Below are 12,850 nucleotides of genomic sequence, written 5' to 3'. Positions count from 1 at the left end.
ATGAAAAAGCATTTATATATTGGGGGCAAGTGGAAAGAAGCAAAAGAGTATCAAACACTCACCTCCCCTTTTACTGGGGAAGCCATTGCCAGCGTAGCGATGGCAGATTCCCTAGACGTTGAGGAAGCCATTCAAGCAGCCAAAAATGCTGCGCCGATCATGGCGAAGATGCCAGCCCATGAACGTGCCTCCATTTTGGAAAGAGCAGTATCTATCATGGAAGAAAGAAAAGAAGAGCTAGTTCGGCTACTAGCACTGGAAGCGGCGAAACCAGTTAAAACTGGGCGGGCTGAATTGGCACGTACGATTCAGACGTACAGATTTGCCGCATCTGAGGCTCGTCATATACATGGAGAAACGATTCCATTAGATGCAGCACCAGGTGGGGAAGGAAGGCTTGCCTTTACTGTACGTAAACCAATTGGTGTAGTGGGAGCAATTACGCCCTTTAACTTCCCGTATAATTTGGTAGCTCATAAGGTAGGGCCAGCGATTGCAGCTGGGAATACCGTCGTACTTAAACCTGCCAGTCAGACACCTCTTGCAGCCCTGATGCTGGCAGAGATTTTTGAGGCTGCAGGGTTGCCAGCAGGCGCGTTAAATGTCATTCCTGGTAAAGGTTCTGTAGTGGGAGAACAGCTAGTGAAGGATCCAAGAGTAGCTGCGATTACTTTTACAGGCAGTCCAGAAGTAGGTATCTCACTGAAAAATAAAGCTGGACTTAAGCGGGTAACACTAGAACTAGGCTCTAACTCAGGACTAATCATTAATCATGATGTGGAGCTAACAGATGCGCTGATTGATCGATGTGCATTTGGTGCGTTTACTTTTTCAGGTCAGGTATGCATCTCCGTTCAACGTATTTATGTCCATCAAAGCAAATATGAAGAGTTCGTTCAGCGCATGAAGGAAGCAGCGAAGCGATTAGTTGTAGGTGATCCTTTGAATGAAGCAACTGATCTTTCTTCCTTGATTGCCCCTAAAGAAATTGGACGAATGGAAGAATGGGTAGAACAAGCAATAAAAATGGGTGCAGAGGTTATTACAGGTGGAGAGAGATTATCAGAGCGTTTATATCCACCGACGATAGTAACGAAGGTAGCGGCGAATGCGAATATCAGCTGTCAGGAAGTTTTTGGTCCTATGGTCATGATCGCTCCTTTTGAAACGTTAGACGAGGCAATTACACTCGTGAATGATTCACGGTATGGTCTACAAGCTGGAATTTACACCAATGATATTCACGCAGCAATGAAAGCGGCAGACCAATTGGAAGTTGGAGGGGTTATGATTAATGATTTCCCAACATTCCGTGTGGATAATATGCCATATGGTGGGGTAAAAGAAAGCGGATTTGGTCGAGAGGGCATCAAATATGCAGTGGAAGAGATGACAGAACAAAAGTTGATAACCATAAAAATTGGATAATAACTACTAACATTTATAAACTATTCCCATTATATTCTTTTGTTTACTGTTGCAGGCCATGATATGATGTTCTTGTGTCCTTGTTAGTGAAACAAGGTTCACTTACTACCCAATCCAAATTATTGCCCTGTTGCCAGTTGCAGCAGGGCACTTTTTTTGACAAATAGCTTTTCTAATAATGACGATCAATGATTGATGTGGTGGACTTGCAGAAGAAGCACATTTTTTATCTGCAAACTCGTTAAGGTCCAGCAAGGGAGCTATGACTGTCCGCTACACAGCAAAGAGTGTGGAAAGTGCAAAAAGTTGTGACGCTTCGAAGTGTCTCTTGGGTTGCACTTTTTATTCCGCACTCTTTACTGAGTAGCTAGGCAGGACCTTAAATAGTTCTGGACAAAAAATGTGCTTCTTCTGCAAAGGGCTTCAGTGGAAAGAAAAAAATTCAAACATAACCAATAGCATGAAAGACCAGCTTCTCTTTTCACACAGAGCGTCTTGGCGAAGCCCGAACCCAGCATAGCACTCTTCATCGGGAATAAGAAGCGAACCCCAGCAAGTCTTACAGTGAATGCATCGTTGAGAGCTTCCCCGATGAATAGTGCGGAGCGGACAGTCTAACCTCTTGCGGGGCGAAGACTTTAGCGAAGTGTGAAAAGAGAAGCTGGTTTTCTTGCCAACAGCCGGAACATAATGATCTTTTGTAATCCATCTAATCCCTCCAAAGATTGGAAGGGTTTATGATACAATTAGCCAGGAGCTAGATGGAGCGGGAGGTGTAGATAGTGAGTGATTTTCTGCTAGAGGGTAGGCCGTTGGAACTGAGGGGACACCATTTACTATGTGTACATGGCTTTCGTGGAATGGGCTATAGTCCGGCATTTATAACTTCGATGAGGAAGATTGTAGAAGGGTTTCGAGATGATACATTAGATTTTACGATACGAGTTCTGAATGACCTTGATGATACCTGTCAGGTATGTCCTCACAAGGGTCAAGGGATATGTGAAGCGAGCGAAGGATCTGAAATACATGTACAAACCTTGGATCAAGCTGTGATTAATCATTTACAATTGAAATCTGGGCAACTATATAGGAAGTCGGAGGTTGTCGAACGAGTCAAGAAGCGAGTGGTGCCAGATGATCTAGATCAATTATGCAAGGGATGTTCATGGCTTCGCTATGGAGTATGTAAAGAAGGAATTGATTTATTAAAGAAGGGCGAATATCTTACCATCCAGGATTAATAGCCGGTGAAAGTGCTGAAAGGGGTAGGGAAAATGACAGATTACAGTGGGTTACGTTACCTTGCAGAACAGCTTGAACGATTGGAACCGCAGATTACAGAAGCACATTTGATGGTGATGACTTCTGAACATCGAGAACAGATTGTAACGCTGCTATTGGACGGGTTGCGTAAATTAAATCCGGAGATCAATGTTAAAGTGGAGACGAGTTCGGGTGAATATGCTAGCCAACTAGCACAGTTACGCACTGTTAATAACAATTATACATTTTCAAAAGATTATAAAGAAATCTACATAAGTGAAATCAATTCTTTTAGTTGTCGTATCACTGCTAATAGTCATGGAGTACTTGTCTATCATGTCGATTACCCTGGAGTCATTCACGATGTATCACGTATATTAGCCAAATACGAGATTAACATTTCCAAACTGAATGTATCAAGGGAACAAAAGGGGAAAATGGCTCTCTTAGTCTCTATTACTGATCATGAGATACCAGAAGATGCTATCAAGCAGATTGAACAACTAGAAAAAGTATCAAAAGCAATCTCCTTACGTTAAACCAAGAAAATAGGAAAGATTTGACGAAAAATGCCGAAGAGTGGAAAAGTTTTTGTTTTCCACTCTTTGATAGCGCTTGCTTGTCATGGTATGATGTTTTGTGAATCAATGATAAAAATCACGAGAAATAGACTCTTCGGAGTCAGAATAGTTACTTTTGTATGAACAATTTGTGAATATTTGCGTGTCAAGCAACTAAAAGATGGGAAAATTGTTTACAATAGGGGAAGTGTTTTCACTATTTATCAGATTTTTCTAATCACAATTGATCCTCTATTCACAAAAATCGGAAAGTTGCGGTCCATACAAAAGGATGAAGGGGGCAGTTAGAAGGACGATTTTTACTAAAACAGTATGAATTAAGAACAACTAATGATGCAAGCGTAACCATTAATGTAAGAGGTAAGTCTCTAATTGCACAATTATTCATAAATTTATTGCAAGAGTAGACTTCGTATGGTTGAATAATTAGGTCAATGAAGTATGTAAAAAGGAGAGAAAGTGGGGCTAGATCGTAATGATAAGACGATTGCAACATGTAGGGCGCATGCTCCCTTTGTTGTTGATGGTAGCGCTTCTGCTAACAGGTTGCGGTGACCCTTATCTGTCCGCTTTGCAACCAAAAGGTTCTGTGGCAGATATGCAATTCAATCTGATTAAACTAAGTATTATCATCATGTTAGGTGTCTTTACCGTGGTTGTTGTTATCTTTACGTACGTATTGATTCGTTACCGTAAGAAAAAAGGTGACAACAGTATCCCGGAGCAAGTAGAAGGAAACCACAAGCTAGAAATTATTTGGACGGCTATTCCGTTCGTTCTTCTGATTATTCTTGCAGTTCCGATGGTTACGACAACGTTTGCGCTTGCTAAGGATTACTCTAATGATAAGAATGTCGTACAAATTACCGTTACAGGTCATCAGTTCTGGTGGGAATTTGAATATCCAGATCAGAAAATTAAGACAGCACAGGAATTATACATCCCAGTTAATAAAAAGGCTCATATCAAATTGGAATCTGCTGACGTTATCCACTCATTCTGGGTACCAGCATTAGGTGGTAAAAAAGATACAAACCCTGGTATGACCAACTACTTATGGCTTGATGCAAAAGAAGAAGGTGTCTTCCAAGGTCGATGTGCAGAGCTTTGCGGTGAATCCCACGCATTGATGGACTTTAAGGTAAAAGTGGTTTCCCAAGAAGAGTACGATCAATGGGTTGCTAAGATGACCAAAGGAACGAACAAGCCTGCGAATAATGCTGTTTTAGCTGACCAAGGTGCTGAAATCTTCCAAAAAAGCTGTGTTAACTGTCACGCCGTTGATGGAAAAGGTGGACCAGCTGGTCCAGATTTGACTAACTTTGGTGATCGTACAACAGTTGCTGGTATTTTGAAAAACGATAAAAAACAGCTAGCGAAGTGGTTAACTGATCCAGAAGCAGTGAAACCAGGTAACTTGATGATTATTCCGAAGTTGGAAGAAAAACAAGTAGATGCTCTTGTTGAGTACTTGCACAGCTTAAAACGGGAATAGAGATCAGTAACGACTGAATTATTAATCTGAAAGAGGGGACAAAACCGTGGCTCAACATGTTCGTCCGAGAAATACGGGCTTGTGGGATTGGATCACAACCGTGGACCATAAAAAAATCGGGATCTTGTATCTGGTTGCCGGTGGATTCTTCTTCCTTTTGGGTGGACTAGAAGCGCTTCTGATGCGTCTGCAATTGATGTATCCTGAACAAAACTTCTTTATTGGTGCCACCTTTAACGAGCTATTAACGATGCATGGTACAACCATGATCTTCCTGGCTGCCATGCCACTGATTTTTGCTGTTATGAACGCAGTTGTGCCGTTACAAATCGGTGCACGTGATGTAGCGTTTCCGTTTGTGAACTCATTAGGATTTTGGCTGTTCTTCTCTGGGGGCGTGCTGCTGAATCTTAGCTGGTTCATGGGTGGAGCACCAGAAGCTGGATGGACAGCTTATGTGCCGCTTTCAGGCATGCAGTTTAGTAAGACTACAGGAGTAAGTTTTTATGTACTGGGTCTGCAGATTGCTGGTATCGGAACGTTAATCGGGGGAATTAACTTCCTGGTTACAATCATCAACATGCGCGCTCCAGGTATGACATTCATGCGTATGCCTATGTTTACGTGGACTGCATTTATCACATCCGCATTGATTTTATTTGCTTTCCCTGCGATTACAGTAGGTCTCGTGCTCTTGATGTTTGACCGCATCTTTGGAGCGGTATTCTTCAATGTAGCTAGCGGTGGTAACGTATTACTATGGCAACATTTATTCTGGATCTTCGGTCATCCGGAAGTGTATATTTTGATTCTACCTGCATTTGGTATGATCTCTGAAGTAATTAGTACATTTGCTAAAAAACGTCTGTTTGGATACTCTGCAATGGTATTTGCGACGATCGTTATCGGTTTCCTAGGCTTCATGGTGTGGGTGCATCACATGTTCACCGTAGGTCTTGGTCCTGTAGCGAACTCCCTATTCTCAATTGCTACGATGTTAATCGCTGTACCAACCGGTATCAAAATTTTTAACTGGCTGTTCACTCTTTGGGGTGGTCAAATCCGTTTTACAGCAGCGAACTTGTTTGCCGTCGGATTTATCCCAACATTCACAATTGGTGGAATGACTGGGGTTATGCTTTCTGTTGCTCCTGCTGACTACCAATACCAGGATTCGTACTTTGTAGTAGCTCACTTCCACTATGTACTTGTTGGGGGTATGATGCTTGGGCTATTTGCAGCTTTCTACTACTGGTGGCCAAAAATGTTCGGAAAAATGCTAAACGAAGCTATGGGTAAATGGAATTTCTGGTTGTTCTTTATCGGTTTCCATCTAACATTCTTCCCGCAACATTTCTTGGGTCTAATGGGTATGCCTCGCCGTGTATTTACTTTCATGGGCGGACAACAATTAGAGCTAGGTAACCTGATTTCAACTTGGGGTGCGATCATCATGGGTGTGGGTACGCTATTGTTCCTGGTGAACGTTGCATACACTCATATGAAAAAACAGCCGCAAGCTCCTGCCGATCCGTGGGATGGTCGTACACTTGAATGGACGATAGCTTCACCAGCTCCTGAATATAACTTTGCTCAAACTCCACGTGTTCGTGGTATTGATGCATTCTGGATTGAGAAAATGGCTGGCAACAAAGGCATGACTCCGGCTGAACCGCTTGGTCCAATTCATATGCCGTCACCATCTGTATTACCGTTTATTATGTCGATTGGATTCTTTATTGCTGGTATGGGCTTTGTCTTCAATAAATATTTATTCGCTATTGTTGGACTGGGTATTGTATTAATTTGTATGTTCTTCCGCTCCTACAAGGATGACGAAGGATTCCATATTGATGTAGAGGAAATCAAGGAAACAGAAAAGGGGGCTAGGCTATAATGAATCACGCTGATCATGGTGTTCTGCCAGCTGAGCCTGAAAAGGCAACCCTCGAGGGGAGAAATAAGATACTTGGATTTTGGTTATTCCTTGGTGGAGAAACCGTACTGTTTGGCTCCCTGTTTGCTACTTATCTAGCTTTGCGTACGCAATATGTAAACGGGCCTGCGCCGCATGAAATCTTCCAGATTGAATTGATTGCACTGGCAACGTTTATCCTGTTAACAAGTAGTTTGACCAGTGTATTTGCCATCATTGGCATGCACCGACAAAACTTTAAAATGATGCTTTTTTGGTTCTGGATTACAGTAATTTTGGGTTTCGCTTTCCTAGGTTTAGAGATTTTTGAATTCGTTCACTACTATCATGAAGGGCATACACTATCAAGTAGCGCCTACGGTTCAGCGTTCTATACGCTGGTTGGTTTTCACGGAGGTCACGTACTCTTTGGGGTATTGTGGATTTCCTTGCTATTGATCAAAAACCGTAAAGGCTTAACTGTCGTGAATGCACCTAAGTTTTATGTAGCAAGCTTGTACTGGCACTTTATTGACGTAGTTTGGGTATTCATTTTCACAGTGGTATACCTGATGGGTATCCTCGGCGGACAAGGAGGGGCTTAAAAATGGCGCAACATAATCATACAAGCCAACCTGTTAAGAAAGTCCATGCTAACCATCACAGCATGAAGCCGCATATCGTTTCATTTATCCTTTCTCTTATGCTGACAGCACTTGCTTTTGCTGCAGTAATCTACTTGCCAGAACAAAAAGGCTTTGTTTATCCTTACATCGTCTTCTTAGGCATTGTGCAAGCGTTAGTACAGCTATACGTATGGATGCACTTGAAAGATAAAGGTCATCTGTTCCCGGTAATGGGAATTTTTACGGGCGTAATAATCGTCTTCACATGTATCGTCATGGCATTGTATTGGGTGTAATGTAATAGGGAAGTAGTTGCGGGCTGCGTTGGTAGCCCGCATTTTTCCTATTTATACAACTTGTGGCAAACAGGTGAACGAACAGGGGTAAATTAGCAGTCTAGAGAGAGCGGAAGAAAACTGACAAGTAGATTGTCTGGAGTAGCTTACGTATAATGAGATAGTGCGTAAACTTAGAAAATTGAAAATCGAGTGATAATGTATCGCTTGGAATAGATTATTACAATTTAAGGAGGAGGCGATTATCGTGGGAACACATGAGCAACATTTGCTATCACACGGTTATCAGCCAAAGTTCGGGGACCTATGGAATCCGGAAATAATGGTTATTTTGGCAGTAGTGTTTGTCTTGTATATCATGATGACAGGACGCTGGCGTGATCGTTTTACTGATTCTACTCCAGTTCCTATAGGGAAAAAAGTAACATTCCTATTTGCGATTTTAACGTTATATGCAGCAATTGGTAGTCCTATCTACTTCTATTCGCATGTCTCTTTTACCGTCCATATGTTCCAACAGTCGTTGTTTTTAATGATTTTCCCACCATTAGTTCTAATGGGTATACCAGATTGGTTCTTGCGAGCAATATTAAAACCACCTGCTATAAATAAATGGTTCCGAATAGTAACGAAACCAATGTTATCACTATTGATGTTTAATTTATTTTTCTCGGTGTATCACATTCCAATGGTATTAGATTTTGTAATGCAGTATCATGCCCTACATCTGGGATATAAGCTGTTGCTTCTAGGAACGGCATTCATGCTGTGGTGGCACATGGCATGTCCGATCGTTGAATATCAACGTATCAAAAATGTTACCTTGATGGGTTTCATTTTTGCTGCGGGTGTACTGATGACACCTGCCTGTGCCCTGATTATTTTTGCATCTGAAATTGTATATGATTCGTTCAGAAATGCTCCACAATTGTTTATAATGTTGCCGATATTAGATGATCAACAATTAGGTGGAGTTATTATGAAAATGATTCAAGAGATCGCCTATGGAGTTGGGCTCTGGTATGCCTTTAGAAAGTGGTATCAGGATGAGAATCCAGCTGTCGATGAAATTGATCCAATTGATCAACCAGTAGTGCATGCTCGAGCTGAATTAGGTGTAAGTCCTCAAAATTAAGGATATATGTTAACATGAAGGAGAAAAAAGGGGGGGTTGTCCTGATTAATCAGCCCCTTGTCTATAATTGAACCAAGATAAGCACAAGTATTTGTAGGAGGAAGTGATTGCAATGTTCCATATCTTGCCGATGATTAGCACAACGTTTATTGCAATTAGCGCGATTTTCGTGGCAATTGGCTGGTACCTGATCAAACAGCGTAGAATTGAAGCTCACAAGAAGATGATGATTACTGGAGCAGTGTTTGCCTTGTTGTTCTTTACAATCTATATGTATCGAACAATATTTATCGGTAATATGAACTTCGGTGGACCGGAAGAGTATCGAATTTACTACCAAGTATTCCTTATCTTCCACATTACATTGGCTACAATCGCTGCAGTATTTGGACTGGTTACTCTTTATTTTGGCTTTAGTAACAAAATCTCGAAACACAAAAAGATTGGCCCCATTACTTCTGTCATTTGGTTTGGATCAGCTATTACAGGTGTAATGGTGTATTTCCTGCTATTTGTTCTATATCAAGGCGGAGAAACAGATAGTCTGTTTAAAACGATTTTGAATTTCTAATTATTTTTTACCAAATTATTGAAACAGAGTTCATAGCTTCAAAAAAACGAGGCGACCATCAACCAGTAGAGTACTGGAATAGGGTCGCCTTTTTTTGGCTGTTTATTTCTATTATCTGGTTCTAGCAAAAGGACTATAAGGTGGAATATAGTTTATTTCTTCATCGAAGGTTACATAATTAAGGTTAAGCATTAGTAGTAAGTAGCGCATGCCGGTTTCTGGATCGCTGATAATAATGTGATCTCTACCTGCGGTCTCGATAACTCCACGGAAGATTTTTGCATTCCATTGGGAATTATTTTCGTATGTCATGTAGAATGTACCTACTTTACCTCGATTGTCACGCAAAATGTTCTCGACATAGGTTTGTTCCACAACAGGCTGCGGACCACCAGGAATGAAACTGCCACTAGGTTGCTGGGGAACCATCGCTTGAGGTTGTTGCTGTGCAGGTTGCATTGGAGTAGCAGTAAACGGCATCATTTGATTGGATGGATATGGATTTGCATAACCTTGCGAGTACATGCTATCCCCGCAGCCGCAGCCAGAGGTGGTTCCATAGTTATTGTAATGCATCTAACACTCTCTCCTCTTTAATAGACTTCAGGACAATTTGATGGTGTTGGTGCAAAAAAACAGTGTGCCTTGAAACGCCCTGTGTTTGCTTGATTATACCAGGTAGGAGGGCAACTGCCTTCAGGACGGAAAAACCAAAGACCATTGGAAGCTGGATGAAATCTTTGGCCGTCAATGACACGTTTGGCTAATCTCTTTTCTGAATCTCGGGCTTTTTGGTAAAAATAAGGCTTTTGCACAGCCTCAAAGCCTCCGGGAGATTGATACACCATATCTGGAATTCTACGAATATTCTTGAAATCAAGACAATTACCAATAATGCGGTTGATTCCGACATTTCCGACCATTAACATTCCTAGATCCCCTTCACCTTCTGCTTCTGCTCTCAACAAACGTGCCAACATATCAAGGTCACTTGCATTGTATTGTATAACAGCCATTCCCTCACCTCCCGTATTACTCTACATAGTCAATATATTATGAACTAGCGAATAGGTGAATGTACAATAGAAAATAGCTGAACTGGATGAGCCCATTTCAGCGCAGAATATTAGAAAACTTGGCTTTGCCAAGCCTTTAGCGCAGGCAAAGGCTTAGTTGCACTTATGCAGATCAGAATTTTTATAAATTCTGATCTGTTGATATAGACTCTTCTGCTCGAATCGCCAGCAAAAGAGCCTACAAGTCGTTTATTGGTCTTGTACGTACGTTGTTGTGTATTATTCAGATCGTGCATCTGTGTTTGAAGCAGACTTTTTTATATTTATATATCTCCAAATCATGTAACTAACAGCTAATAGAGCTCCAAATCCAAATAGACCGAGATTCAGGTATTGATCCAGAATGATTTTGGCTTGCTCCCCAAATAGATAAAAAGCGAATCCAATGAGAAAAAACTTTGAACCTCTGCCAAGAAAAACATAGAGCATCAAACGAGCGAAGGAAAAATTAAATACACCTGACATAATGGTAATAACTTTAAAAGGAATGGGAGTAAACGACCCAATAATAATGAAGGCATCACCATTTTTTAGCATTTTTTCCTCTGCAGTTTTCATCCATTTATTAGGAATCACCTTATGCATAAGAGGTTTACCTAATTTTTTGCCAAGAAGGTACCCAAAAGGAGCTCCAAGAAACGAACCCATAAAGGCATAAGTAGCAAAAATAAGAGCAGATGAGGGATCAAGCAGACTCAACGCAATCTGTAAGAAGAATGGGGGAAATGGCAAGATGAAGGAATCAAGAAAAGCAAGAGAAAAAAGTCCCCACACTCCATACTCCTGAAAAAAATGGTTAATTGTTTCAAGCATGTGATTTTTATACTCCTTTAATATTGCAATTTTTATCAGTAATTTGTTCTTGTGAGTAGTTCTAGCCTATTACAATCAACGCTTATGCAGAAGAGCTTATATAATAGTATCACTTAAGATTATACGGAAGAAAAGCGAAAAAGATTCAATATAATGTATGGAGTTAATAGAAGACGAAGTTATGACGATATAACTATATAGATGAAGAAAAAATAAGGAAAAAGGTGGGGTTGCAATGAAGGATATTGGTTCTGGGGTCATTACTTTTTATTCTCCGGATGGCAAAGTGAGAGATCTGAAAGGAGAAATTGTTATTCGTGGTGAGCGAGTTTCTGTAACAGAAATTATTCGTTTCAATGGTCGTCCTAACGGAGCACGCGAGATCAATCTTCCGCTGGCAAATTGTATCATTTCATGGGAAGCAGAAGTATATGAAGAGATAGGGTTCGAATAGGGATACTTCCAAGATAGGCAGAAAAACCAATTTGTGATAGGATACTTAGAGGAATATTGTAAACTGAATGGAGGAATTCCTCTTGATAGATAACATACTGAAACGTGCCGTTGCAGGGGAGCGCCTTACGTTAGAAGATGGTCTTGCCTTGTATGAGTCTAATGAAATCGAAAAGATCGGTCATGCGGCGAATCAAGTCATGCAAAAACTACATCCAGAACCAATCACAACGTTTGTGATCGGTCGTAATATTAATTACTCTAACGTATGTGACACATATTGCAGATTCTGTGCCTTTTATCGTCCTCCTGGATCTAAGGAAGGCTACGTTTTACCAAATGAAACTATTTTCCAAAAGATTCAAGAAACAGTAGATGTAAATGGAACGGAGATTTTGATGCAAGGAGGAACGAATCCAGATCTGAAGCTATCGTATTTTACCGATTTGCTTCGTGAGATCAAATCGCGATTCCCTGACATCACCATGCATTCACTCTCTACTGCTGAAGTAGCTAAGATGGCAGAGGTATCTAACGTTTCCGTGGAAGAAGCGTTGCGTCAGTTAAAAGAAGCAGGATTAGACTCGTTACCTGGTGCAGGTGGAGAAATTTTGGATAATCGAACTCGTCGTAAGATTTCTCGTCTTAAAGGAACGTGGGAAGAGTGGATTGATATTCAAAAGAAAGCGCATCGTACAGGATTGCCTGGTACAGCTACGATGGTCATTGGTTTTGGAGAAGAGATTGAAGAACGCGTCCTCTCTATGATTCGTATTCGAGAAGCACAGGATGAAACGAATGGTTTCAAAGCATTTATTGTGTGGACGTTCCAACCAGAAAATACAAACATGAAAGCTGAACGCAATACTCCTGAAGAGTACTTAAAAACATTAGCTATTAGTCGGTTAATGATAGATAACATAGAGAATTTTCAATCATCTTGGGTAACGATGGGACCTGAAATTGGTAAGTTATCCCTTTCTTATGGAGCAAATGATTTTGGTTCCACAATGATGGAAGAGAACGTGGTTTCTGCTGCTAAGTGTGCTTATAAAGTAAACACAAACCGAATTCTGGAATTAATTCGTGAAGCTGGAAAAATACCAGCACAACGAAATACCCAGTATGATATCTTACGGGTATTTGAAGAGGGAGAATTAGCGGAGACAGATTTCGTTATGCAGAATTAAATAGG

The 12,850-nt window shown here is 40.9% G+C and carries 14 protein-coding genes; 11 read left to right on the top strand and 3 right to left on the bottom strand.

Annotation, left to right across the window (positions count from 1 at the left end):
- The 9 genes from LM917_RS02425 (at window position 1) to LM917_RS02385 (ending at window position 9,313) form a co-directional block, all read left to right on the top strand.
- Window positions 1-1,428 carry an aldehyde dehydrogenase family protein gene (locus tag LM917_RS02425; protein ID WP_232695845.1) on the top strand — a complete coding sequence of 476 codons (1,428 nt, stop codon included), beginning with the start codon at window positions 1-3 and terminating at the stop codon, window positions 1,426-1,428.
- An 860-nt stretch (window positions 1,429-2,288) separates the two neighbouring features.
- Window positions 2,289-2,672 (top strand): DUF1284 domain-containing protein, encoded by a 384-nt coding sequence (locus LM917_RS02420; RefSeq protein ID WP_232695978.1) that lies wholly within the window; start codon window positions 2,289-2,291, stop codon window positions 2,670-2,672.
- A 33-nt stretch (window positions 2,673-2,705) separates the two neighbouring features.
- Window positions 2,706-3,233, top strand: coding sequence for an ACT domain-containing protein (locus LM917_RS02415; RefSeq protein WP_232695843.1), 528 nt, complete (start codon window positions 2,706-2,708; stop codon window positions 3,231-3,233).
- Window positions 3,234-3,750: 517 nt separating this feature from the next.
- A complete protein-coding gene (gene coxB, locus LM917_RS02410; RefSeq protein WP_232695841.1) occupies window positions 3,751-4,770 on the top strand; it encodes a cytochrome c oxidase subunit II in 1,020 nt (339 codons plus the stop codon).
- A 46-nt stretch (window positions 4,771-4,816) separates the two neighbouring features.
- Complete coding sequence (gene ctaD, locus LM917_RS02405) at window positions 4,817-6,667, top strand: cytochrome c oxidase subunit I (RefSeq protein ID WP_232695840.1); 1,851 nt, start codon at window positions 4,817-4,819, stop codon at window positions 6,665-6,667.
- Window positions 6,667-7,290 carry a cytochrome (ubi)quinol oxidase subunit III gene (locus tag LM917_RS02400; protein WP_232695838.1) on the top strand — a complete coding sequence of 208 codons (624 nt, stop codon included), beginning with the start codon at window positions 6,667-6,669 and terminating at the stop codon, window positions 7,288-7,290. Before ctaD ends, LM917_RS02400 begins: the two co-directional genes overlap by 1 nt.
- A 2-nt stretch (window positions 7,291-7,292) precedes the next feature.
- Window positions 7,293-7,607: a cytochrome C oxidase subunit IV family protein gene (locus tag LM917_RS02395; RefSeq protein WP_232695837.1), complete on the top strand. Its 315-nt coding sequence runs from the start codon at window positions 7,293-7,295 to the stop codon at window positions 7,605-7,607.
- Window positions 7,608-7,854: 247 nt separating this feature from the next.
- A complete protein-coding gene (locus LM917_RS02390; protein ID WP_232695836.1) occupies window positions 7,855-8,742 on the top strand; it encodes a cytochrome c oxidase assembly protein in 888 nt (295 codons plus the stop codon).
- Between the two features lie 112 nt (window positions 8,743-8,854).
- Window positions 8,855-9,313 carry a DUF420 domain-containing protein gene (locus LM917_RS02385; RefSeq protein ID WP_232695835.1) on the top strand — a complete coding sequence of 153 codons (459 nt, stop codon included), beginning with the start codon at window positions 8,855-8,857 and terminating at the stop codon, window positions 9,311-9,313.
- 111 nt (window positions 9,314-9,424) lie between these two features.
- Here the strand turns inward: LM917_RS02385 and gerQ are convergent, their stop codons facing one another.
- The 3 genes from gerQ to LM917_RS02370 all read right to left on the bottom strand — a co-directional run bounded on the left by gerQ (window position 9,425) and on the right by LM917_RS02370 (window position 11,202).
- Window positions 9,425-9,889 (bottom strand): spore coat protein GerQ, encoded by a 465-nt coding sequence (gerQ, locus tag LM917_RS02380; RefSeq protein WP_373688746.1) that lies wholly within the window; start codon window positions 9,887-9,889, stop codon window positions 9,425-9,427.
- Between the two features lie 17 nt (window positions 9,890-9,906).
- On the bottom strand, window positions 9,907-10,329 hold the full coding sequence (locus LM917_RS02375) for a cell wall hydrolase (RefSeq protein WP_232695832.1): 423 nt from the start codon (window positions 10,327-10,329) through the stop codon (window positions 9,907-9,909).
- 279 nt (window positions 10,330-10,608) lie between these two features.
- Window positions 10,609-11,202 carry a YqaA family protein gene (locus tag LM917_RS02370; protein WP_232695830.1) on the bottom strand — a complete coding sequence of 198 codons (594 nt, stop codon included), beginning with the start codon at window positions 11,200-11,202 and terminating at the stop codon, window positions 10,609-10,611.
- Between the two features lie 235 nt (window positions 11,203-11,437).
- Between LM917_RS02370 and LM917_RS02365 the strand changes: the two genes are divergently transcribed.
- Together LM917_RS02365 and mqnC are read left to right on the top strand one after the other, a co-directional pair.
- Complete coding sequence (locus LM917_RS02365; protein ID WP_232695828.1) at window positions 11,438-11,656, top strand: hypothetical protein; 219 nt, start codon at window positions 11,438-11,440, stop codon at window positions 11,654-11,656.
- Window positions 11,657-11,738: 82 nt separating this feature from the next.
- Entirely contained in the window at window positions 11,739-12,845 is a 1,107-nt protein-coding gene (gene mqnC / locus LM917_RS02360; protein WP_232695827.1) for a cyclic dehypoxanthinyl futalosine synthase, read from the top strand.
- Window positions 12,846-12,850 lie beyond the last annotated feature (5 nt).

This window comes from Brevibacillus daliensis, from assembly GCF_021245735.1.
GTDB classification, from domain to species: Bacteria; Bacillota; Bacilli; order Brevibacillales; family Brevibacillaceae; genus Brevibacillus_B; species Brevibacillus_B daliensis.
This window is presented reverse-complemented; position numbering and strand designations above follow the sequence as displayed.